The organism is Maribacter sp. UBA3344 (genome assembly GCF_002362375.1).
Lineage (GTDB): Bacteria > Bacteroidota > Bacteroidia > Flavobacteriales > Flavobacteriaceae > Maribacter > Maribacter dokdonensis.
Genome location: NZ_DERI01000018.1, coordinates 117320 through 141645 on the forward strand (window position 1 = coordinate 117320; position 24326 = coordinate 141645).

Here is a 24326-nt window from a genome sequence, read left to right on the forward strand (position 1 = left end):
TTATGACTATTGACAATAATTTTAAATCCAACAAAAAAAATTATATACTGATTTCCCTAATTTTTATATCTACCTTTTTAGTAGCTCAAAACACTGATTACGGTAAGGTTTCAAAAGAAGAATTGTTACAAGACTTTAATTCAATAGATAGCACAGCATCTGCAGCGTATTTGTATAAATACAGAAAAACGTATTTCAACTATGTTTCAGGTGTCGGTTTCAGTTTAATTACCGATGTGCATGAACGAATTAAGATTTATAATAAAGAAGGATTTGAGTATGCCACCCAAAAGATACGATTATATAAAGATGGTAATGAAATTGAGGATTTAAATAAGCTTAAGGCTAAAACATACAATCTAATAGATGATAAAATAGAGGAGACTCCATTAAAAAAAGACGGGAAATTCAAAAATGAAATATCGGAGAATATTAATGAGGAATCATTTACAATGCCAAATATAAAAGAAGGGTCAATAATAGAATATAAGTACAGTATAACTTCTCCCTTCATATACAACGTAGATGAATTTATCTTTCAGCATGATATTCCAGTGAATAAAATAGAAGCTTTTTTCGAAACTCCAGAATATTTTGTTTTTAGAATGAATGTTAAGGGATTTTTGAATGTAATGCCTAAACGAGAGCAATTTAATAAGTCGTTAGATTATACTCAGCGTGTTGCATCTGGGGGTACAACTAATGCAGGAGCTGGTCAAGGTCTTGGTAGGACTACTCAAGTAAGAGGTAATGTGAAATATGTTAGCAATGTAATTAGCTTTGATTTAAATAATATTGAACCACTTAAAGAAGAACCATTTGTAAATGAACTTAGTAACTATAGGTCAGGGGTTAAGTATGAGTTGTCTTACACACAGTTTCCTAATTCAAGTAAAGAGTTTTATTCACGTACGTGGGAAGATGTAGTTGAAACAGTATATAAGAATCCAAGTTTTGGAGATGAATTGAGAAAGACTAATTATTTTAAAGAAGATTTAGATGCAATAATTAAAAATTTAACTGATGAACAAGAGAAAATAAATACAATATTTTCATTTGTGAAATCTAAAGTTAAATGGGATCAGAGTTATGGTAAGTATACTAGAAAAGGTGTTAAACAAGCATATCAGAAGGGGGTAGGAAATACAGCAGAGATTAATTTAATGTTAACAGCTATGTTAGATTATGCAAATCTAGAAGCTAATCCTGTATTAGTGAGTACAAGGTCTAACGGGATGCCGCTTTTTCCTACTAGAGAAGGTTATAATTATATAGTGAGTAGCGTTAGAATAAATGAAGGTATTATTTTGTTAGATGCTACAAGTCAAAATAGCTTGCCTGGCGTTTTGCCAATTAGGGCTTTAAATTGGGAAGGTCGCATGATGTCAAAAAATGGTAAGTCTACAATTATAAATCTTTACCCGACCAATAAGGGGTCAATTCAAACTTTTCAAAATATTACTTTAAGTGGAAATGGAACGGCTGTAGGCAAAATTAGAAATGTTTACAAGGGACATCAAGCTCTGTCTTTTAGGGATGAATACGGTAAGGATAAACAAAAATCATATTTGAATCAGTTGGTTAATAACAATGATGGAATTGAAATAAACAATTTTGAAGTAAAGAATAACAATGAACTGGCTAAACTGCCCATAGAGTCTTTTGATTTTACTACGGAAAGTGAAATCGATGTAGTTTCAGATAAGATATATTTTTCACCATTGTTATCTTTAGCCACAAAAGAAAATCCTTTTAAACAAGAGAAAAGAGAATTTCCAATAGATTTTAGTTTTCCGTTTGAAAATATATCAACTACTATAATTAATCTACCAGAAGGATATAGGGTAGAATCTATTCCAGAAGCTATGGCAATAGCTTTGCCTAATGGTATGGGTAATTTTAGTTATGCGATTAATAATGTTGGCAATGTTTTACAATTAAAAGTATCGAAGAAAATTAATTATCCAGTTGTACCTGCGGAATTCTACCCTAGTCTAAAAGAATATTATAGTAAAATGGTAGGGAAATTAAATGAAAAGGTAGTATTAACTAAAATATAGATTAAAACAGCTTTTAAGATGCAATTAGAATAGGTCTAATTCTTATTAAGCGAACTTTTTATTAGAAAAATAAATCAATCTAAATGTATAAAATTATTTATTTATCACTCTTTGTTGTTACCATGTTCTTTTCTGTTACCCAGATTTTAGCTCAAGAAAAACCAGAGTTTGGAACCATTTTAAAATCAGAAAGTGAATTTACCTTTTATGAAAAAGATCCAGAGGCAACAGGTATCTTTTTATCGGAATATGGTCACAATTTTTTTGATGTAAGAGATGATTACATTTGGCTAATTACCAAATACCATGCAAAAGTGAAGGTTTTAAATATGGAAGGCTTTAAAAATGCGGACATTGAAATACCTTTATATCATTCAAAAAAAAGTAAGGAAAAAATAGTAAAAATTAGGGCCGTTACTCATTATAATGGCATGCGTATTCCCGTCAAAACTGAAGAATTTTATGAAGAAGAGGTAAATGAAAAATGGACCCAACTAAAATTTACTTTTCCAAATGTACAAGAAGGGGCAATACTGGAGTATGAATACGAAATGCAGTCACCTTTTCATTTTAATTTTGAGGGTTGGGAGTTTCAGACCGACATTCCTAAGTTATATTCTGAATTTTATGCGGAAATACCGGGTAATTGGCTGTATAACAGAAGTATAATAGGGTCTTTAAAACTTTCTGTGGATGAATCTAGAATATTAAGTTCTTGTTTTAAGTTTCCAGGATTGAAGCAAGATAGTGATTGTGAAGCGCTAAGATATGCCATGAAAGATATACCCGCCTTTAAGGATTCAGAAAAGTACATGCTTTCGGCAAATAATTACAGATCTAGAATTGAGTTTGAACTTTCTGAATATAAAAGTTTTTATGGAGGCACGGATAAATATACGAAAACATGGAAAGCGGTAGATAGGGAATTTAAAACAGATGGAGATTTAGGTGTTCAGCTTAAAAAGAAAAATTTTTTTTCAAAAAGTGTTGATGCGGCTCTTTTGACTCAAGGTGATGATTTGACCAGGGCTAAGAATATTTATGAGTTTGTAAAGAATCATTTTACTTGGAATGAAGAGTATGGGGTATGGAATGACAATAAAGTGAAAAATGCTTTTGATCAGAAAAAGGGTAGTGCAGCTGAAATTAATATTTCATTGATCAATTTATTAAATGCTGCGGGTATAAATGTTAATATGATGTTATTGGCAACAAGAAACAAAGGGCTACCTAAGAAAACTCATCCGGTAATGACCGACTTCAATTATCTTGTAGCTAAAGTGGATATTGGTGAACAATCTTATTTGTTAGATGCGACCAATAAGTACATGCCTTTTGGTATGTTACCTTATCATAGCTTAAATTATTATGGTCGTGTAATGGATTTTGATAATAATAGTTATTGGTACGATATTGTACCTGAAAAGTCAAATGCCATTATGTTGCGAGCTCAAATGACAATCGATGCAAGCGAAAAAAAATTAACTGGAGTATTTGACCTTATAAATACAGGATATAAAAAAGTTGTTCAAGATGAAGTGTTGTCAACAACAAAAGAAGATAGTTATATTGAAAGATTAGAAGAAGAAATTTCAGATGATTTTCATATCATGTCTCATGAAAAACAACTTAAATATTCTGATGAAAAGAAGTTGACAGAAAGATTCAATTTTGAAATGGAAAACTTGTTTCAAGGGGATAATATTTACTTAAATCCCTTTGTGATTAAATTTTTTGATAACAATCCGTTTACAGCTTCGGAAAGAAATTATCCGGTTGATTTTGGTTATCCAATGAAATATCAGTACGTTTTAAATGTTAAAATACCGGATGGGTATAATGTAAAGTCGATACCTGAAAATAAGAATTTTTCCTTACCAGATAATGGTGGCGTATTAAAACTAAATGTATCAGATAATAAAAGTGATACCCTTAATTTATTTTTTACTTTTGATTTGAATTCTGCGCATTACAGTAACGCATACTATGCAGGTTTGAAACAATTTTTTAATGAAGCGGTAAAAAGTCAAAGTCAATCTTTAATTGTTTTTGAAAAAATTTAGAATTAATATGAACATTGAAAACGCACAAAAAGCAGTTGATGACTGGATCAAGGAGCACGGAGTTCGCTACTTTAACGAATTAACTAATATGGCACAGCTTACCGAAGAAGTGGGCGAGGTGGCTAGAATCATTGCTAGACGTTATGGAGAGCAAAGCGAAAAAGAGTCTGATAAGAACAAAGATCTGGGCGAAGAATTGGCAGATGTAATGTTCGTAGTATTGTGTTTGGCCAATCAAACGGGTGTTGATTTGCAACAAGCTTTTGATAAAAAGTTAGATTTAAAAACAAAGCGAGATCATGACCGTCATCACAACAATAAAAAGTTGAAATAGGCTTATATTTGTTGTTCTATTTTTAAAAAGATACGCATTGAAACTTCACTTGACAGGTCCGTCCAATACAAAGCTTAACGATACGATTACCATAACAGGTTCAAAGAGTGAATCTAACCGTAGTTTATTATTGTCTGCATTGTTTTCTGATATAACCATTGAGAACATTTCCAATTCAGATGATGCCCAGGTAATGGCAAAAGGTTTGAAAATTTCAGAAGGTACGGTTGATATTCATCATGCAGGTACCGCCATGCGTTTTTTAACCGGGTATTTTGCATCACAAGCAGGTAAGGAAGTAATGCTTACCGGTTCTAAAAGAATGACGGAACGACCCATAGAAATCTTGGTAGATGCCTTAAAAACCTTGGGAGCTGAAATATCTTATGTTCAAGATGAGGGATATCCTCCCATAAAAATTAAAGGACAGCATATTGTAAAAGATAAAGTGAGTTTACCGGCAAATGTAAGTAGCCAATATATTTCTTCGTTATTGTTGATTGCTCCAAGTTTGGAAAAAGGGCTACAATTAGAGTTAATCGGTAAAATTACTTCAGTACCGTATATAAAAATGACCTTGGCATTGTTAGAGGAAATTGGAGTGGAAACTTCTTTTGAGGGTAACCTGATTAAAGTGTCGCCAAAGGCAAAAGTAGCACCAACGACATTGGTGGTAGAATCAGATTGGAGTTCTGCCTCATATTTTTATGGTATTTGTGCACTGGCAGCACCAGGAACGCAAATTACTTTATCGGCATATAAAAAAGAAAGTCTTCAAGGAGATAGCGTACTTGCCAGTATTTATACTTCATTTGGTGTGGAGACTACTTTTGGCAATAATACGGTTACCTTAAAGAAGACCGATAAAAAGATAGAAGCTAAGAATGAGTTTGATTTAGCAAATGCTCCAGATATAGCCCAAACAATTGCGGTTACCTGCTTTGGTTTGGGGGTAGGTTGTTATTTGACCGGACTGCACACGTTAAAGATCAAAGAAACGGATCGTTTAGAGGCTTTACATACAGAATTATCTAAGTTAGGGGCAAACATATCCGTAACAGATAAAACCTTGACCATAATACCATCTGTAGGTATTCTAGAAGATATTGCTATAGATACATATAATGATCATAGAATGGCAATGGCTTTTGCTCCTTTGGCCATGAAAACTACACTTATTGTTAATGATGCAGAGGTGGTATCTAAGTCATATCCAGATTTTTGGAACGACCTAAAACAATTGGATTTCGGTATAAAGGAATTATAATTAAGGATTTACTTGACAAGGCCTATCTGCAGATTGTATATTTGCAGCCGCAATTTGCTACATTAAATATAATAGCTACATGAAATTATCAAATTTTAATTTTGAGCTTCCTAAAGAATTATTGGCGGAGCATCCATCTGAAAATAGAGATGAGTCTAAGTTAATGGTCATCCACAGAGATACCGGAAAAATTGAGCATAGAATGTTCAAGGACATGATCGACTATTTTGATGAAGGTGATGTCATGGTTCTTAACAATACAAAAGTATTTCCTGCCCGTTTGTACGGTAACAAGGAAAAAACAGGAGCTCGTATTGAGGTTTTTCTTTTACGTGAGTTAAACGAAGAGCAACGTCTTTGGGATGTTCTTGTAGATCCTGCACGTAAAATACGTATTGGTAACAAACTGTATTTTGGTGATGATGAAACCTTGGTAGCGGAAGTTATTGATAATACTACTTCTAGAGGTAGAACGTTACGTTTTTTATATGATGGTGCTTACCTTGATTTCAGAAGAAAATTAAGGGAATTAGGAGAAACTCCGTTACCAAAATATATAAAGAGAGATGTTGAGCCAGAAGATGAAAATCGTTACCAAACGATCTATGCCAAGCATGAAGGTGCTGTGGCGGCTCCAACTGCTGGTTTGCACTTTTCTAAACATTTGTTGAAGCGTTTAGAAATTAAGGGTGTAGATTTTGCTGAGTTGACTTTGCACGTAGGTTTAGGTACATTCAACCCAGTTGAGGTAGAAGATCTTTCTAAGCATAAAATGGATAGTGAGGAAATGTTCATTGATGAAAAAGCTGCAGAGATCGTAAACAATGCAAAAGCGAAAAAACGTCGTATTTGTGCAGTAGGTACTACGGCAATGCGTGGCTTGGAAAGCGCAGTGTCGTCTAAGCAGACATTGAATACCTATGAGGGTTGGACAAATAAGTTCATATTCCCTCCATATGATTTTAGTATTGCAAATGCCATGATTACAAACTTCCATTTGCCAAAATCAACATTGTTGATGATGGTATCTGCATTTATGGGTCATGATCTTATGAACAAAGCATATAAAGAAGCAATATTGGAAAGCTATAAGTTCTACTCTTATGGTGATGCCATGTTGATCATATAAGTTGATATAATCCTTTTTAAAAAGGAAAATTTTTTAATCCCGCTTTATCTACATATTGACAAAGCGGGATTTTTATCACCAGTAATACCTACCTTTAATAGATGGAAGAAATAAAGAAAAAAGATATCCGGGCACTAACGAGAGAGCAGCTTAGGGAGTTCTTTGTTTCTAATGGTGACAAAGCTTTTCGTGGCAACCAGGTCTACGAGTGGTTATGGCAAAAAGCTGCGTATTCTTTTGATGTAATGACCAATTTATCAAAAGAGACCAGAGAAATGTTAGAAGCCAATTTTGTCATTAATCATATTAAGGTGGATCAAATGCAGCGCAGTAGTGACGGTACTATAAAAAATGCGGTGCGTTTGCATGACGATTTAATTGTTGAGTCCGTTTTAATACCTACAAAATCAAGAACAACTGCATGTGTGTCCAGTCAAGTAGGGTGTAGTTTAGATTGTAGGTTCTGTGCAACGGCACGTTTAAAACGAATGCGAAATTTAAATCCCGATGAAATTTATGATCAGGTTGTCGCTATTGATAATGAAAGCAGATTGTATTTTGACAGACCTTTAAGCAATATTGTTTTTATGGGCATGGGAGAGCCTTTAATGAACTACAATAACGTATTAAAGGCTATTGATAAAATCACATCTTCAGACGGGCTGGGCATGTCTCCAAAGCGAATTACGGTCTCCACCTCTGGTGTGCCTAAATTGATCCGAAAAATGGCCGATGACGAAGTTAAATTTAAATTGGCGGTTTCTTTACATTCAGCTGTTGATGAAATTCGTACGTCAATAATGCCTTTTAACGCAAAGTTTACCTTGAGCGATTTAAGGGAGTCTCTACAGTACTGGTACCAAAAGACAAAAAGTAGAATTACGTATGAGTATGTGGTTTGGGAAGGCATAAACGATACTCAAAAAGATGTAGATGCATTAGTGGAGTTTTGCCGTTTTGCGCCTTCTAAAGTAAATCTTATAGAATACAACCCTATTGATGACGGTGAATTTAAGCAAGCGTCCAATGCAGCTATAGATCGCTATGTAAATTCATTGGAGCGTAATAATATCACCGTAACCGTTCGTCGTTCTAGAGGAAAGGATATTGATGCCGCATGTGGGCAGTTGGCGAATAAAAGTTAGAAGTACAAAGTAGTAAGTGCGAGGTACAAAGTGGAAAGCACTAAGTATTAAGTTAGAAGAGAGAAAATAGAGTTTAGAAAATAGACTTGTTAGAAGATAAATTATTTAGCAAAGCTAAGCTTTAGAAATGGAAGGTATTAAGTAATACGTATTACTAAAGCAATTGCTGATATAATATCTTTATTCTACATAACGCGAAGCGTTATAGCCAACAACCAACAACCAACAACCAACAACCAACAACCAACAACCAACAACCAACAACCAACAACCAACAACCAACAATCTTAAAATTCCTTCCGGCTACTGTTATTTCCTAGCTTTTACCTAATTTAGGCCTTCTAAGAAGGAGCACCTGAAAATTGTAGCACAAATAAAGGAACCTGTCTATCAGGAAATGGAGTTGTTTGAGTCTAAGTTTAGAGATTCAATGACCTCTAAGGTTGCATTACTCAATAGAATTACCCATTACATCGTAAATAGAAAAGGGAAGCAAATGCGCCCTATGTTCGTATTTTTAACGGCAAAGCTGTTAAATAATGGCGAAGTTAATGAGCGTACCTATCGTGGTGCATCGGTAATCGAGTTGATACATACGGCTACATTGGTGCATGATGATGTAGTAGATGAGAGTAATAAACGACGGGGCTTCTTCTCTATAAACGCTTTGTGGAAAAATAAGATTGCCGTTTTAGTGGGAGATTACCTGCTTTCAAAAGGTTTGTTGCTTTCTATTGATAATGGAGATTTTGATCTGCTAAAAATAATCTCCGTTGCTGTTCGTGAAATGAGTGAGGGCGAGTTGCTGCAGATAGAAAAAGCTAGACGCTTAGATATTACCGAAGAGGTGTATTATGATATCATTAGGCAAAAGACCGCCACTTTAATAGCGGCATGTTGTTCGTTGGGCGCATGTTCTGTAAAGCCCGAAAGCATAGATGTGGAAACGTTTAGAAAATTTGGGGAGTTGTGTGGTATGGCCTTTCAGATTAAAGATGATCTTTTTGATTATGGTGGTCAAAAAATAGGTAAGCCAACCGGTATAGATATCAAAGAACAGAAAATGACCTTGCCTTTGATCTACGCGCTTAACCATTGTTCTAAAAAAGAGAAAAGTTGGGTAATCAATTCCATCAAAAATCATAATAAGGACAAAAAGCGGGTAAAAGAGGTCATAGCCTTTGTAAAGGAAAAAGGTGGCTTGGATTATGCGGTAAGTAAAATGCTACAGTATAGAAATGAGGCCCTCGAGCTTTTGGACACCTACCCAGAATCCGATTATAAAAGTGCTTTGCAGCTCATGGTCAACTATGTGGTTGATCGTAAAAAGTAATTTTTTTACAAATCAAACAACTGGTAATCAATATATTGAAAAATAATTTTGAATTTTTTTATTTTTCAGGCAACTATATTTCATTCTTCGGCGTCTATGCTAATAGAAGACCAAACCAATATTTTGAAAATTATACCTTTTTATAAAAACGAGAGCCAACTCATAAAAAAAGCGTCATCGGGCAACCGCGATGCACAAGAGCGTTTGTATAAAAAGCATGCGCCAAAAATGTTAAGCGTTTGTCGTCAGTATATAAAAGATGTTCATTTTGCGGAAGATGTAATGGTGCAGGGTTTTTTAAAAATGTTCAACAAGTTAGATACGTTTAAGTTTGAAGGTAGTTTTGAAGGGTGGTTACGTAGGATCATGATCAGGGAAAGCATATCCTATTTAAGAAAACAACAATTTGTCGTGTATGATGATGAGGTGTACGAGAAAAATCAGTCGGAAGAGATTTCGCAGAGTACTGATTTAGATACGGAGCATATTCAACAATTGATAGACAAGTTGCCCCAAGGTTATAAAATGGTCTTTGTATTGTATACCGTAGATGGGTATAAGCATAAAGAAATTGCAGAAATGCTATCAATTACCGAGAGCACTTCAAAAACACAATTATTAAAAGCCCGAAAATTGCTTCAAGATCAATTAAGGCAACAAAATATTATAGGGTATGGAAACCGATAAATTTGAAAAACATATTAAGACCAAATTACAAGAGCGCGAAATTCAGCCATCGGCGAATGCATGGTCCAAAATTACATCAGAATTAAATGATGATGATGCCAAAAAGAAACCCGTATATCTATGGATGGGTATTGCGGCAAGTGTTGTTGTCTTGATCGGTATTACAATGTTCTACTTTAATGGGAATACTGCAGTTACCAAAATACCAACAGAAATTGTAGACATTGAAAAAGAGCGTACGTTAAAAGAAGTTCCTGTAAAAGATGTTTTACCTATAGGTAAAGAGGAAGTAGAGGTGGTTGCACATTCGGAAACTGAAACTAGCATTGAGAAGGTGGTTGAGGAAGAAAATATACTAATTAAAGAAAAAGAGCCTTTAGTATTAAAAGATGAAATTAAAGTCGCGGTAAACCAAGTACCTACCAGTACATCTGTTGAGAAATTAGTGGTGACCGATGATATTATAAATTCTAAAGTGGCCGATGTTATTGCACAAGTAACCGTTCTGGAACAAAACAGTACAGTGACAGATGCCGAGGTAGATTCATTATTGAAACGTGCCCAAGATGAAATATTAAGAGATAAAATATTTAATAAAGATAAATCTGTTGATGCTATGGCTTTGTTGACAGAGGTTGAAGATGAACTTGATCAATCCTTCCGAGACCAAATTTTTGATTCCCTAAAAGCCGGTTTTATAAAAGTGCGTACTGCTGTAGCAGACCGCAATAATTAATCAATCACAAATCGTTTTTCCTTATCTCTATAAAATACTATGGGGACAGGGAGCGGAGTTTATTCATCAAAAAAAATCAAAATAGAAATGAGAACAATTACCATGTATTTAGTAGCCATATTGACACTTTTATTAATGAAAAGTGTAGTGGCTCAAGATAATTATATAGAAAAAGTAGAAATTTTAAGAGAGCAAAAGCTTAGTATAACTAGACAAGAAAAGGAAGCCTTAAAATTCGAAATTGCTGAAATAGTTAAGCAATTGGAAAATGGTGAAATTACTGAAGAAGAGTCCAATGCCTTAAAGATGAAGGCTGCAGAAAAAAGAGCACTTAATATAGAGGAGAGAATCGCTATTATCGATAATAAAATATCCCTTTTGGAAAGAAATAACGGCGAGGTCAAAGAATTGGATACCTTAAATTATAAGTTCGCTTTTGAATTGGGAATAGGGGATGATGATGACAAAATATTTGGAATACGTATCAATGAAAATAGGCATAGAAAAGAACCGGTCTATGATAGAAGAACCTATTCTGATATTGTTTTGGCCGTTGGTTTAAATAATGCAATTATAGAAGGGCAGTCCTTAAATGATTCTCCTTATAAAATTGGTGGAAGTAGATTTTTTGAAATGGGATGGCAATGGCGCACCAGGGTGTTTAAGAATACAAATTTCCTAAGGTTCAACTATGGGTTTTCATTTCAATTTAATGGCTTAAAACCAAAGGATAATCAGTACTTGGTGTCATTGGATAACGGTCAGTCTGAGCTTCAAGAATTTGAATATGATTTGGATAAATCGAAATTTAGAATGGATAATTTAGTATTTCCTATGCATTTTGAATTTGGTCCGTCAAAGCTAACTACCACAGATAAGACCATGCGGTACTCGTTACATAATAAATTTAGAGTTGGTTTGGGTGGTTATGCAGGGTTCAATTTAGGAACACGTCAAAAATTAAAATATACCATTGATGGCGAAAAGGTAAAAGACAAATTAAAGCGTAGTTATAATACCAATGATCTTGTGTATGGTTTAAGTGCCTATGCTGGTGTAGATGGGGTACTATTATATGTAAAGTATGATCTTAATCCCATATTCAAAAATGCGGCGGTAGATCAACGTAACATCTCTCTAGGTCTTAGGTTCGATCTTTAATTAAGAAATTCATCAATCAAATTAGCTGTGGTACTCCAATTCAAAAGGGTGCTACAGCTTTTTTAATTCTCCAGATCGGCTTTCATTTCTTCGGTGAACTCGTGCTCATAATATCCACGTTTGCAGTGGCTACATTCTACCGTAGTGGTACTGGAAATTTTAAAAAGCTTGATCCAAAAAATATGGAAGTAATTCTTTTGGGTAAACGCTGTTAACGTTCCTTTTTGTTGGCAATAAGGACAAGTGCTATGAAAAAGATTTTTAGTTACCGGCTTTCCTGGTCTGGTGCCAAAGAATAGAATCATTTTGCTATTTTTGATGTTCTAATTTACGTAAAATTATTTCCAGCTTTTAGCAAGATTTTCATGATAGCAAAAACAACCATAGATCAAGTTTACGAAACTGCTCGCCTAGAGGAGGTTATTGGTGATTTTGTACAGTTAAAGAAATCGGGTTCCAACTTTAAAGGCTTAAGTCCGTTTAGTGATGAGCGTACACCTAGTTTTATGGTATCTCCCGTAAAGCAAATTTGGAAAGACTTTAGTAGCGGTAAAGGCGGTAATGTAGTTGCTTTTTTAATGGAGCATGAACATTTTACCTATCCAGAGGCTATTAAGTACCTAGCTAAGAAATATAATATTGAGGTAGAAGAGACAGAGCAATCCAGTGAGCAAAAAGAGCAGGCAAATGAGCGTGAAAGCATGTATTTGGTGTCGGAATTTGCTCAAGGCCATTTTAAGGAAATGCTTTGGGAGAGCGAGCTAGGTAAGGCTATTGGATTTACGTATTTTAAAGAACGTGGTTTTACGGATGAGACCATCAAAAAATTTGAATTAGGGTATTGTTTAGATCAATGGGACGGCTTTACAACGGCCGCATTGGATAAAGGTTATAAGTTAGATTACCTGCAAAAAACCGGACTTACCATTGTAAAGGATGATCCCAACAACCCAAACGGTGCTAGAAAATTTGATCGATTCAAGGGCAGGGTCATGTTTCCTATACATTCCTTAAGTGGACGTGTTTTAGGTTTTGGTGGGCGTATTTTAACGAACGATAAAAAAGCGGCCAAATACCTGAACTCGCCCGAAAGTGACATCTATCATAAGAGTAAGGTGTTGTATGGTATTTATTATGCCAAGCAAGCCATAGCAAAAGAAGATAATTGCTTTTTGGTAGAAGGTTATACGGATGTTATTCAATTTGCACAACGAGGCATAGAGAATGTGGTGTCTTCTAGTGGTACGGCTTTAACGCCAGAGCAGATCAGACTCATAAATAGGTTGACCAAGAATATTACGGTATTGTTTGATGGCGATGCGGCCGGTCTACGGGCATCGTTAAGGGGTATTGACCTCATTTTGGAACAGGGTATGAACGTAAGGGTCTGTACATTTCCAGAAGGTGAAGACCCAGATAGCTTTGCAAAGAATAATGAGTTAGATGATGTGTTGGCTTACTTAAGTGATAATGCCAAAGATTTTATTCAGTTCAAGGCTTCGCTTTTGGTAAAGGAAGCGGATAATGATCCAATTAAAAGAGCAGATACTGTTAGGGATATAGTAAACAGTATTTCCAAGATCCCGGATCGCATACAAAAGGAAATTTATATTCAAGAGTGTGCACAGATCATGAATATCTCAGAAGCTGTCTTGTTCAATACCTTGGCGCAAATAGATAAAAAGGGAGAGAAAGATTTTAAGAAGCAGCAGAAAAAAGAGCCTAAGGCTTTTGATGTAGTACGCAATACAGATGAGCAAAAACCGGAAAAAGTTGATGTACAGTATGTGTTAGAGCGTAAAATCATAGAGTCCCTAATGTTGTACGGTAGCAATATAGAAGAGTTTGAAGACTTGGTGTTAAAGGAAAACGACGCCGGAGACTTGGAATTGGAGCCAGAATCAATGGAAATCAAGGTGTACGAGAAAATATATCTAGATTTACAAGAAGATGAAATAGAGTTGGCCAATGAAGATTTTAGAAAGATGTATGGCAAATTGATCGAGGCCTTGAATGAAGAGGGCGATTTTTCGATCACCACTTTTGTTAACGGATTAGATCAAGAAATGGCAAATCAAATATCTTCTATTTTAATGGAAGAAGAGCGTTATGCCCTGCATAACTGGGAGCGTAAAGATATTTATCCAAAAAAGAAAGAAATAGGCGTGTCTCAATTGGTGAGTGAAACCATTTTGACCTTGCGCTGTTTTTTGATCAAAAAGAGGATGACGGCCTTGCAGCATACCACGGAACAAGCAGATAAGGACAATAGGGAAGCGCTAGAGGAAATTATGAACTATATTCAGTTGAACAAGTTATTGAATCAGAAATTAAATAGGGTTTTGTCATAAAACTTAAATGATAGCATAAAAAAAAGACCTGTTTTAAACAGGTCTTTTTTATTTTATTCAGTTGTAAGAATTTAGTACAATTCCAATGCTTTCGCTTGTTGTAATAAATCTACCATATTATCTACATTCAATTTTTTCATTAAACGAGCTTTGTAGGTACTAACTGTTTTTTCGTTTAGGTTTAAACCTAAAGCAACTTCTTTGTTGCGCTTACCACTAGCTAAAAGTTTTAACACTTCAATTTCTCTAGTAGATAGTTTTCTAAAGAACCTTCTTGGCTTTTTAGTTCCTTCATCAAAAGCAAGTCTTTGTGCAAGTTCATTTGTAATGAACATGCTTCCTTCGCTTACTTTGGTCACTGCTGCAGTAATATATTCTACACCAGATGATTTGGATAAATATCCAAAAGCACCGGCTCTAATGGCACTTAGGGCATATACATCTTCAGATTGACCGCTGTACATAAGGACTTTTACGTCCGCGTAATCTTTCTTGATTCTGCGTAATGCCGCTATTCCGTTAATTTCCGGAATATCCATTTCTAACATGACCACATCGGGGGTTGTGTCTTTGAGTTTTTCGAACAGCTCTTCGGTAGTAGCTACCTCATCGATCAGTTCAAAGCCCTCAGCGGATTCTAGTACCTTCCTAACTCCCATTCTTATGATAGGATGATTGTCCGCTATTAAAACTTTGATCATTAAATTGTTTTTTTATAGATTTCAAAACCTATTTTGTCTGAAAAGACAACATGCAATGTAAGGCTTAAAATTCTAAATTAGAAGCCAAAGTTGCATTTTTTTATTACTAACGTATAATTTTCATCTTTATTTTCGATTTAATACATTGATTCTTAGTTGAGTTGTTATTTTAACTCTGTAGGAATCTCACAAACAGGTATAGGTAACATTTTGTGTTGGTTCATAGTATTCAACCTCGTAAAAATCGTATATACCTCTTTTTGTCTACCCTCAAAATCGGCTATGGTCTTTCCTTCGTCTTTCATGTTCATGGCCCACTCTAGCTCAGGGTAAGATGCGCCGATCTGATCCTCGTCTGTTCTATCATCTCCCCAAAGTCCGTCCGTAGGCGCGGCATCAATAATTTCTTTATTAACGCCCAAAGTCTTGGCAATATCGTACACTTCGGTTTTCATTAAATCCGCTATAGGGCTAAGGTCTACACCGCCGTCACCGTATTTGGTGTAAAAACCAACACCAAAATCTTCTACTTTATTTCCGGTTCCCGCTACAAGATAGCGCTCAAGCGCGGCAAAATAATACAAACTGGTCATGCGCAATCTTGCTCTTGTATTTGCCAATGACATAAACCTGTCCTCTTCATTATCTACTGCAGGCAGTGCGGCCACCAAACTATCAAATACCGGGGTAAGGTTTACAGGTTGTCTTCTAACATTGGGAAAATTTTCTATTAACCAATCAATATGTCTAGAAGCACGGTCACTTTGGTTCTCGGCTTGGTGAATGGGCATTTCTAGGCAAAGCAGGTCTAAACCTGTTTTTGCGCATAGGGTAGAAGTAACCGCAGAATCAATTCCGCCAGATACTCCAATGACAAAACCTTTCTGTTTTGCATTTACAGCATAATCTTTTAACCACTTAACAATGTGTTCAATTACCTTTTCAGTTTGCATACGGCTCTAATTATTTAGTAAAATCAATTAACTTTGCCTTAAAAATAAGTTGAACACTGTGAATAATAAAATGTATTGTAAAATACTTGCCAAGGTCAAACCTATTTTTATACTATTATCAGTTTTTGTCATTCTTTCTAGTTGTAATGATAGCGATAAGGTGGCCAAAGAGATTGCAGCCGTACCTATGGACCTTAAAATAGCACGTTTTGATCGTGAATTTGCGTCTTCGGGAGAAGAGGGTTTACCAGGTTTGCGTAAAATGTATCCGTATTTATTTCCGGCTCCCGATAGTGTTTGGATCGCCAAAATGAATGATTCCCTTCAAATTGAATTATTTCAAGAAGTGGGTAACGCCTTTCGTAGTTTTGAAGATGAGGAAGAAGGTTTGGTACAGTTGTTTAAACATATCAAATATTATTTTCCGGAATATACAGTGCCAAAGGTAATTACGGTTACCAATGATGTAGATTACAACAACAGGATTATTTTGACCGATAGTTTGTTGTTCATAAGCCTTGATAATTATTTAGGACCAGAGCATAAGTATTACGGCGGTTTTCAGCGCTATATAGCGCATACCTTGGATCGCAACTATTTGGTGAGCGATGTGGCAAGTTCCTTTGCAAAACAGGTAGTGCCAAGACCCAGGGAGCGAACATTTCTTGCCCGTATGATCTATTTTGGTAAAGAACTGTATTTAAAGGATGTGCTTATGCCCAATGTAGATGATCGCAAGAAAATAGGCTATTCACAAGAGGATTTGGATTGGGCTTTTGCCAATGAAGAACCTATGTGGAGAAATTTTATAGAGAATGAATACCTGTACAGTACAGATAATAAATTGAACCAACGGTTTTTAGAGCCTGCCCCTTTCTCAAAATTTGGATTGGAACTGGACAATGAATCGCCGGGTAAATTAGGAAGATTTGTAGGATGGCAAATTGTACGTGCCTTTATGGAGAATAATGAAGTTGATGTAAAACAACTGATGACCATGCCTGCAGAAGAGATATTTAAGAAATCAAATTACAAACCAAGAAATTAAATGGCAGATTTACATACTTCAGAAATTACGTTGCGCGTAGGATTGGATGAGAATAGAGTTCCTGAAAAATTAAACTGGTCTGCACAAGACGGTGGTATTGAGAATGAAGAGGCAAAGGCAATGTTGTTATCCGTTTGGGATAGTAAAAACCAAGAATCTTTAAAGATCGATTTATGGACCAAGGACATGCCGGTAGATGAAATGAAAACATTCTTTCATCAAACATTGGTTTCGTTATCGGAAACTTTCTTAAAAGCAACGCAAGACGAGAAAATGACGGCTACCATGAAGGATTTCTGTGATTATTTCGCAGAGAACCTAAATTTAAAAGATCAGGGTTAAGCGGATTTCAATTTCTTTTTTCCTTTTGTTTTTTTGATCCAATAGATAATATAGGCAGTTCCTAAAACGGACGGTGTTATCCACGCCCAAAGGGTATCTTGGTGCATACCGGCTACAATAAATGCTGTTACCGACGCAATAAGTGCACCCAGCATTCTGCTTAAATGGTTTATGAGCCAAAGCTTCCTGTTTTCTAATGTGGTGCTATATAGTTTAAAATCTCCATAAGGCATAAACAGTCCAAAGCAACCAAAGAACAAGAACAAGATACTTTGGTTATACCCTTGTATAAGTCCTATAATTCCAAATGCTATCATCAGCATGGCAGATAGGATCATAATTCCTGAAACCAACTTATCGGTATAATTGGCTTTTATTTTTTTGGTCGATTTAAAGGTTAGTGCCCTATTACCGGCCAGGACCATGTAAATGGTGAAAATACCGATCAAGAATAAAAAGGTGTTTATGTGGTTGGGCATGCGGGCTACTACTAGAGAAATGGCGGAGCTAATAATCATAGACCAAGAAAACCATTTGCCCAATAGTTTATGGTTCTTTTGCCCTTTTTTGACTACAATACTTGCAATACCGGTAATAAGTCCTACACCGCCAAAAAAGGCGTGAATGAAGATGAAGATGCTAATGATGTTTTCCATGGTCGGTCGGTTTTTCGTTACCCAAAGATGGAGTAATTAGTGTTGCTGAGATAAAGATAACTACTCAATTGTGGTATTTGAGTGCTCAGTTGAAGTTGGGAAGTGTTGAGTACTTAGTCTTAAGTAAAGCGTATTAAGTAAAAAGTAGGAGGTAGAAAGTACAGAGTAATAAGTACAAAGTCTTAAGTAAGAGGTGCGTAGTTAGATGTATTAAATATAAAGTCTTAAGTCAATGTAAATGTCATTACGAGGAGCTCTTGCGACATGGTAAGCTGTTGAAGTTATCAATGTCAGTTCGAGTGTTTTCTGAAAGAAAATGCCTGCCTGCCTGCCGGCAGGTATCGAGAACAGGTTTGGAACACGCGAGGGTTCTCGATACAAATTCCTCGTGCCTCGAAATCCACTCGAACTGACAGGAAGGTGTAATGTGAGATATACTGAGTATTAAGTTTTAAGTAAATGTAAATGGTATTGCTAGGAACTTTCGCGACATGGCAAGCTGTTGAAATTATCAATGTCAGTTCGAGTGTTTTCTAAAAGAAAATGTATCGAGAACAGGTTTGGAACACGCGACGGTTCTCGATACAAATTCCTCGTGCCTCGAAATTCACTCGAACTGACAGGAAGGTGTAATGTGAGATATACTGAGTATTAAGTTTTAAGTAAATGTAAATGGTATTGCTAGGAGCTCTCACGACATGGTAAGCTGTTGAAATTATCTATCTATGTCAGTTCGAGTATTTTCTAAAAGAAAATGCCTGCCTGCCTGCCGGCAGGTATCGAGAACAGGTTTGGAACACGCAAAGAATCCCGATAACAGTTTTACAACTTAGTACTATGTACTTAATACTTAATACAAAAAACGCGCAGCGTTTAAACAACCATCAACGAACAACCATTAACTACTTCCTATTCTTCCTAGGCTTACAAGTCATACAGAAGTCAGAGAGTTGGTTAATGCCATCTATGACTTTGTTGTGTTCTTTTAAAAGGAGCTCTGCATCTTTGCCAAAATCGGTTGCTTTAAAGACTTGTGCACTTACCGTATTCATTTCTTCCTGCAGCTCGTTAAAAATAGGTTGAAATAATTTTGAGTCGCTAAAAGTACCTTTTTCCTCGTATATCTTTTTCCTTATTTTTCTGGCATATAGTTCTACCAGGTCAAAATCGTATCGTCCAAATTGTAATAGCTGATTAGCGGTCAAGGTGTCCGGAGCTACTAAAACAGCAAGGTTTTTTTGAAAAATGGCCTTTACCTTGTCATTAAAGTTCTTGGTGAACATAAACGAGACCGAATTCATATTAAAGCTGAAATCTATTTTGGCACCGGAATATATGGAATAGGAGGTGAGGTTAGCATTGATTTCGGATTCTGCAGATTGATAATCGGTCAGTTGCAGCTCATAGTCCGGGTTCCAAACCATGGGTTCTTGCGCCTGCATAGTCGCCGATAAAAAGAGTAGGGTCAGTAGTAAAGTGATGTTCTTCAAAGTATACAAAATTTGAAATCGAATGTACTACAAATAGTAATTCGTTTTTGATACCGTTAGGTCCTTAAGTATTAAAGTTTGTTAAACTTACAATTGAAACTCGGTCTGGTTGGTACCGTTATCAAATATTTTGGGGTAGTGTTCACGGGCATTTTGTGCCATAAATGCTACGGGTACGTCTTCAAAATGACCATAATCTTCCAAATATTCCATAAACTGGGTACCTTCTTTGTTGAAAGCCTGTAGAACGGCATCATTTTCCCCGTCAAAATCTAAAGGGGCAACATGCAGCATTTCGCATAAAGAGGCATTGAAAGTGGGGGAGAGTTTAAGCCATTTATTTTCTATAAAAGCATCTGCCATACCGTGCGGAGTTAATTCGTTGGATCCAAATTTTTCAATTAGGCGGTCCACCGCAATATGGTTTTTAACTTTCGCCAAATGTATTCTTGCCGGTATACCCATGGCACGTAAACAAGCAATCAGTATGATCGATTTGTCAACGCAGTGTCCTTTGCTGCGTTTCGCAATTTCACTGGCTCTGTATTTCTCTTTGTTAAAGCTTAAGTTGTAGGGGTCATAGCGCCAATGGTCTCTCACCTTGGTGTATAAGCCAATGGCTATTTCTTTTTGTGACAAAGAAGCATCTTTAAATTCTGAAACAATGTTCTGAATTTCTTCACTTTCAAAATCAAAAAAGTAAGTAGGGGAAAGGTAATCCATAGCATTAGGTCTTTGTAGTATACATTTATTTATACGCCAAAGACTAAGGTAAGAAATTTTTAAGCGTAAAGGGTAAATCACTACAAGCCATACGCCGAACGCAAAGCGTCCAAAGCTAGTATTAAGTACAAAGTGTTAAGTGAGAATTTTAAAGTAAGAATAGAGAAAATAGAATATAGAGAATAGACTTGTTTTATCAGAAGCTTGGAGTCAGTATTAAGTAATAAGTACAAAGTATTAAGTGAGAATTTTAAAGTTTAAAGTTGGAAGAGAGAAAATAGAATATAGAGAATAGACTTATTTTGATTGAATCGTATTTAGCTGCTAAAATTTTGATATTTAAGTAGCCCGTAGCAACTATTCACTATTTCACTATCCAACTAATTCACTAAAACACTGAGAACTATTCCCTCGGTCTATTCTGCCAAATATGAATATACTGCCCTGTAGACATACGGCGTGCCATTTCTTTGGCTCTGTCCGCTAATTCTCCTTCAAAGAGTTCATCGATAGTTTCGAACCAAAGTTGTAACCATTGTGCGAAATGATTTTGAGAAATTGTATGGTTTAGATTTTTGTCAACATTCACATGGGCTTTGGAGGGGCTTCCTCTAAAGGTGCGTACCCCAAATAAGTTAGATTCCCAAAAATCGGTGAGTTTGCTGAGGTGTGCCGGCCATTGTTCTTCGGAAATATGTCCGTTGAAAATAGGGCCCAACAATTCGTGCTGTCTTATTTTATCATAAAACGTATGCACTAGCAGGCTTACATCATCTCTATTTGTAATTTTGGTCATGCGCTAAGTTTAAGAATTTGCCACAACTTTTTCTACTCGTTCCGCGGCATCAAGTTTAGAAAGCGTAAGGCGAACAATGCTATCCGATTTTGCTAAAAGGTCATGCGGAATATTGGCTGCTAAGGTAATCATATCTCCTTGTTTTAGTACATGGACAGTACCTTCAACCCCAAAATCTATATTTCCTTCTACCATATGTACTATAATCGGGAAAGGAGCCTTGTGTTCTTTCATAAGTTGACCTTTTCTCAACAAGATGCGTATCTCTTTAGAGAACGATGTCTCTAAAAGAATTTGAGTAACCATTTTTTTATCGCTGAAATCTAAATTTTCGGTGAAAGATACCTTTTGCATACCAGTGTTTTTTACAATAGTATAAAACAAGCAATCTTTAAACTATGACACTTCTCAGTTTTGCTTAATGGGCGTTGTGTGGTGATTGTTTGGCAAATTATTACGCTATAAACCCTCGTGTATTTTTATATTACTCCCCCAAAGTATTTAAATATAGCGCCAAAACTAAACCTATTGCGGTAGCCAAACCTGTCCAATATTTATCTTCTTTAAACGCTTTTGGGAAAACCTCTAAAGCTAATGACGCCGCTACGGCACCACCGGCAAAGCATTTAATGTAGTTCAAATATTCTTCAGGTACATCGGCAAGTAGAAAATGCCCAAGTAAGGCTGCTGCCGATAAAATCAGTGCAGTACCGATCCATAGCCAAAGAATTTTCTTTTTAGAATCGGTATTTTCAGCCATTTCCTTTGCGCCACCTGCCGCCTCGGGTAAATTGGACAATAATATAGATCCCGATAATGCCGCGATGGATAACGGACTTGCGCCAATTAAAGAAACGCCCAATGCCAAGTTTTCAGGTATGCCGTCCAAAGTAATGGCAGCAAGTAAGCCGCCGCCACTTTGTGAGTTCCATTTTTCCTTCACCCAATAATCTAACACGGTAAAGGTTATGGCACCTACAAAGACGGTGGATAGTGCAATGGGTACGGAGTTTTTCTCAAGTGCGGGATAAATTAATTCCAACAAGGCGGACACCAATAACGCACCACCGGCAAGCGCTACTAAAAAGCCTTCTAAACGTTTGGATAAATTTCCGTACAGACCCCAAAGCGCACCTATGATAAGGGCTCCAGATACAATGAGAACAACAATGGCGGTCATCATGACGATTACGAGTAAGGTTGAAATTTGCGGTGTAGTGGCAAATTAAGAACCTTTAGGGGTAAACTATACTTTGATAAAAAGATTTTTTAACGCAAAATATTACCTATTGGCAATTTTTGCCTGTTCTTCTAAATCGGTAAGATTTTCGAATTTTTGAAGTGATATGTTCTTTTTGGTCGCTTTTATTTCAGCTACCAGGTCAAGGATTAAATCTAAAGGTTTGGCTTCATAGCCGAACATTTTTTGGTCAAACCCAATACCGGCAAGTATGCCGTCATTTTCCATGCCTACGCCCCAGGTTTCAATAAATTCTGTTAAAGAAATTTCGGTAATACGGTAGTCTGCCCATTGGTTGATGATGCAAGAATTTGCCCTGCCGTGTATGGCCCAAAAACAAAGAATGCCCACAGGTTGATCAAACTCGTCACCATATTGCACAGAGCTGGCCATGGCAAAGCCATTTTGGTTTTGCAGCGTGTACACAATGTCTGTTTCACACACCGTTTTAATAAAGTTCCTATACCTGTTTACAATAATATCCGAGCCTTTTGTCATTTTTTGTTTTTGTGGGGGTTTTTGCTTCTTTTTGTTGAAATGATGACGAAGGTAATAATATTCTACTGTAGTTTTTAAAAGCGGGGCGGGACAGCTTGCCCTGCCATTATTCATAAAAAGCATGCTTCATTACGTGAAAAGCCTATCTCCAGTAAATCTAAAATTTAGGTTCATCTTCTGACATGGCATAAAAAAAGCCCCTTGAAGAGGCTTGTATCGATAGTGATTATTTCTAATTATAGGATTGTGTAACTTTTACTGGTATTAGCACCAGAATTTTATTCAATATAGTTATTATAACTTTTAGCAAATTCCTCCGAATATTCCTCATTACTGAAAAGAAAAACTTCAAAAACTCCAGTAGTGCTTTTGAAAGTCAATTCTCCATATCGTGCTATCGGAATCTTATAATTATCTTTAAATCTTCTGTCGGGCGTTCCGTCTTTGTTTACTTTTGCCCAAGTTTCTCCAACTATTTTACTGTCCTTTGGTATTTTTTCAGTTTCAAGAAAGTTCATTGATTCAAAGGTTAAATTTAATTCGTCAATTTCAATGAGTCCAAAATTTTCCTTGTTATCAAATAGCGCAGCAAAACCTGGATAAATGTAAATATTACTGCCATTTTGATTTTGAAAACACATAGCCTCATAAACCGAATTTAAAAATGATATTTTCTGATAGCTTATTTTTGTGGGCTTACGTTCTATGCTTCTGTTAGCAGAAGATCGATTGTCATTATTTGGAACTGCGTTAGTCATATCCCAAATGATCGAAGAATTTAATAAATTGTCAAATGCAATTTTTAGTTTCAAATATTTTTCATCGAGAACTCTATCCATATCAATTTCTATATCAATATGGCATTCTGTAACTTGTTTTTTTAAATTGACTAGATATTCCTTTTTCTCAAGATAATCGTTATCGAACCATTTAATTAAAAAACCAATTAAAAATACTTTTGAAATTATTCTTATAGTATTTGAATTTTTAACCTTTTTTTCAAGTTGTAAAATCTCTTTTTTAATTGCAACCATTTCTTTGTTAGCAGCAACTAATGTTTCTTTCAATTCTAATAAACCCTGTGTAGTAACCTCTGAAGCATTTTTACTTTTTATTTCTCCTCTCAAATTTTCTGGAAGGAAATAGTTTTCTGTTTTCTGTGTTTCTGGGGTATAGTCTACGGACTTTTGTTTTTTCGAATCCCAGTCAGTAATTTTTTTCCTGTCATAAATTCCAGTTCCGGGAATTCCAGTGTTCAAATAAGCTCCGTCCTTATTAAGGTTAACATTAAATCCATTAATTCCCAAAGTAGTGCTTATTCCGCTTGTACTAAAGTTTACATAGAAACCCGGAAATATTTTTTGTCTTCTTCTAAATTTTAATCCCATTATTGTTTGGTCATATTGGTGGTAACGTCTCGGCTATGATTAGTGCGGGGCGGAAATCCAGCGGATTTCCTGTCTCGCGCTAAGCAAAAGCTTTGGGTTTTGTTTTATTTTTTAATCCAAAGCAAAATCCCAAAGATTTTGCGACTTCATAAATATATGCAGACCTTGGCTTTTAGACTGAAGTCCGTATTAATTATAGGTATTGTGCCTGTTGCACAAGTTAAC

The 24326-nt window shown here is 35.8% G+C and carries 24 protein-coding genes; 13 read left to right on the forward strand and 11 right to left on the reverse strand.

Going from position 1 to position 24326, the window contains the following annotated elements:
- Positions 1 to 2: 2 nt before the first annotated feature.
- From B2Z27_RS13000 to B2Z27_RS13045, 10 genes are all read left to right on the forward strand, one after another.
- Positions 3 to 2060, forward strand: a complete 2058-nt coding sequence (locus B2Z27_RS13000) for a transglutaminase (RefSeq protein ID WP_286813963.1) — start codon at positions 3 to 5, stop codon at positions 2058 to 2060.
- A gap of 83 nt (positions 2061 to 2143) precedes the next feature.
- Positions 2144 to 4123: a transglutaminase domain-containing protein gene (locus tag B2Z27_RS13005; RefSeq protein ID WP_286813964.1), complete on the forward strand. Its 1980-nt coding sequence runs from the start codon at positions 2144 to 2146 to the stop codon at positions 4121 to 4123.
- A 7-nt stretch (positions 4124 to 4130) separates the two neighbouring features.
- Complete coding sequence (locus tag B2Z27_RS13010) at positions 4131 to 4457, forward strand: nucleotide pyrophosphohydrolase (RefSeq protein ID WP_071340171.1); 327 nt, start codon at positions 4131 to 4133, stop codon at positions 4455 to 4457.
- Between the two features lie 37 nt (positions 4458 to 4494).
- The gene (gene aroA / locus B2Z27_RS13015) at positions 4495 to 5724 is read left to right on the forward strand and encodes a 3-phosphoshikimate 1-carboxyvinyltransferase (RefSeq protein ID WP_286813965.1); all 1230 of its coding nucleotides are present in this window, start codon (positions 4495 to 4497) and stop codon (positions 5722 to 5724) included.
- A gap of 79 nt (positions 5725 to 5803) precedes the next feature.
- Complete coding sequence (gene queA, locus B2Z27_RS13020; protein ID WP_071340169.1) at positions 5804 to 6853, forward strand: tRNA preQ1(34) S-adenosylmethionine ribosyltransferase-isomerase QueA; 1050 nt, start codon at positions 5804 to 5806, stop codon at positions 6851 to 6853.
- 101 nt (positions 6854 to 6954) lie between these two features.
- Complete coding sequence (gene rlmN / locus B2Z27_RS13025) at positions 6955 to 7998, forward strand: 23S rRNA (adenine(2503)-C(2))-methyltransferase RlmN (RefSeq protein ID WP_058105342.1); 1044 nt, start codon at positions 6955 to 6957, stop codon at positions 7996 to 7998.
- A 355-nt stretch (positions 7999 to 8353) separates the two neighbouring features.
- On the forward strand, positions 8354 to 9331 hold the full coding sequence (locus B2Z27_RS13030; protein ID WP_058105343.1) for a polyprenyl synthetase family protein: 978 nt from the start codon (positions 8354 to 8356) through the stop codon (positions 9329 to 9331).
- Positions 9332 to 9454: 123 nt separating this feature from the next.
- On the forward strand, positions 9455 to 10018 hold the full coding sequence (locus B2Z27_RS13035) for an RNA polymerase sigma factor (RefSeq protein ID WP_071342494.1): 564 nt from the start codon (positions 9455 to 9457) through the stop codon (positions 10016 to 10018).
- Entirely contained in the window at positions 10005 to 10754 is a 750-nt protein-coding gene (locus B2Z27_RS13040; RefSeq protein ID WP_286813966.1) for a hypothetical protein, read from the forward strand. Before B2Z27_RS13035 ends, B2Z27_RS13040 begins: the two co-directional genes overlap by 14 nt.
- A gap of 87 nt (positions 10755 to 10841) precedes the next feature.
- Positions 10842 to 11915: a hypothetical protein gene (locus tag B2Z27_RS13045; protein ID WP_286813967.1), complete on the forward strand. Its 1074-nt coding sequence runs from the start codon at positions 10842 to 10844 to the stop codon at positions 11913 to 11915.
- Positions 11916 to 11977: 62 nt separating this feature from the next.
- Here B2Z27_RS13045 and B2Z27_RS13050 read toward each other — a convergent pair whose 3' ends face one another.
- Entirely contained in the window at positions 11978 to 12220 is a 243-nt protein-coding gene (locus B2Z27_RS13050) for a zinc-ribbon domain-containing protein (RefSeq protein WP_058105345.1), read from the reverse strand.
- 60 nt (positions 12221 to 12280) lie between these two features.
- Between B2Z27_RS13050 and dnaG the strand changes: the two genes are divergently transcribed.
- On the forward strand, positions 12281 to 14266 hold the full coding sequence (dnaG, locus tag B2Z27_RS13055) for a DNA primase (protein WP_286813968.1): 1986 nt from the start codon (positions 12281 to 12283) through the stop codon (positions 14264 to 14266).
- A 71-nt stretch (positions 14267 to 14337) separates the two neighbouring features.
- Here the strand turns inward: dnaG and B2Z27_RS13060 are convergent, their stop codons facing one another.
- Positions 14338 to 14967 carry a response regulator gene (locus tag B2Z27_RS13060; protein WP_058105367.1) on the reverse strand — a complete coding sequence of 210 codons (630 nt, stop codon included), beginning with the start codon at positions 14965 to 14967 and terminating at the stop codon, positions 14338 to 14340.
- A gap of 164 nt (positions 14968 to 15131) precedes the next feature.
- Positions 15132 to 15920, reverse strand: coding sequence for an NAD(+) synthase (nadE, locus tag B2Z27_RS13065; protein WP_071340164.1), 789 nt, complete (start codon positions 15918 to 15920; stop codon positions 15132 to 15134).
- Between the two features lie 70 nt (positions 15921 to 15990).
- On the opposite strand from nadE, the gene gldB reads away from it, so the two are divergent.
- Positions 15991 to 16968 (forward strand): gliding motility lipoprotein GldB, encoded by a 978-nt coding sequence (gene gldB / locus B2Z27_RS13070; protein WP_215997282.1) that lies wholly within the window; start codon positions 15991 to 15993, stop codon positions 16966 to 16968.
- A complete protein-coding gene (gene gldC / locus B2Z27_RS13075; RefSeq protein WP_058105349.1) occupies positions 16969 to 17310 on the forward strand; it encodes a gliding motility protein GldC in 342 nt (113 codons plus the stop codon).
- Here the strand turns inward: gldC and B2Z27_RS13080 are convergent.
- The 8 genes from B2Z27_RS13080 to B2Z27_RS13115 all read right to left on the reverse strand — a co-directional run bounded on the left by B2Z27_RS13080 (position 17307) and on the right by B2Z27_RS13115 (position 24101).
- A complete protein-coding gene (locus B2Z27_RS13080; protein ID WP_286813969.1) occupies positions 17307 to 17966 on the reverse strand; it encodes a hypothetical protein in 660 nt (219 codons plus the stop codon). The two genes, gldC and B2Z27_RS13080, sit on opposite strands and share 4 nt — an antisense overlap.
- A 902-nt stretch (positions 17967 to 18868) precedes the next feature.
- Positions 18869 to 19456 (reverse strand): hypothetical protein, encoded by a 588-nt coding sequence (locus B2Z27_RS13085; protein WP_286813970.1) that lies wholly within the window; start codon positions 19454 to 19456, stop codon positions 18869 to 18871.
- An 87-nt stretch (positions 19457 to 19543) separates the two neighbouring features.
- Positions 19544 to 20179 (reverse strand): transglutaminase-like domain-containing protein, encoded by a 636-nt coding sequence (locus B2Z27_RS13090; RefSeq protein ID WP_286813971.1) that lies wholly within the window; start codon positions 20177 to 20179, stop codon positions 19544 to 19546.
- 403 nt (positions 20180 to 20582) lie between these two features.
- On the reverse strand, positions 20583 to 20975 hold the full coding sequence (locus B2Z27_RS13095) for a group III truncated hemoglobin (RefSeq protein WP_210707716.1): 393 nt from the start codon (positions 20973 to 20975) through the stop codon (positions 20583 to 20585).
- Between the two features lie 9 nt (positions 20976 to 20984).
- The gene (locus B2Z27_RS13100; RefSeq protein ID WP_286813972.1) at positions 20985 to 21329 is read right to left on the reverse strand and encodes a cupin domain-containing protein; all 345 of its coding nucleotides are present in this window, start codon (positions 21327 to 21329) and stop codon (positions 20985 to 20987) included.
- Positions 21330 to 21459: 130 nt separating this feature from the next.
- Entirely contained in the window at positions 21460 to 22158 is a 699-nt protein-coding gene (locus B2Z27_RS13105) for a ZIP family metal transporter (RefSeq protein ID WP_252736407.1), read from the reverse strand.
- Between the two features lie 99 nt (positions 22159 to 22257).
- Positions 22258 to 22713 (reverse strand): DUF2750 domain-containing protein, encoded by a 456-nt coding sequence (locus tag B2Z27_RS13110; protein ID WP_286813973.1) that lies wholly within the window; start codon positions 22711 to 22713, stop codon positions 22258 to 22260.
- Between the two features lie 278 nt (positions 22714 to 22991).
- Positions 22992 to 24101 (reverse strand): DUF4236 domain-containing protein, encoded by a 1110-nt coding sequence (locus tag B2Z27_RS13115; protein WP_286813974.1) that lies wholly within the window; start codon positions 24099 to 24101, stop codon positions 22992 to 22994.
- Positions 24102 to 24326 lie beyond the last annotated feature (225 nt).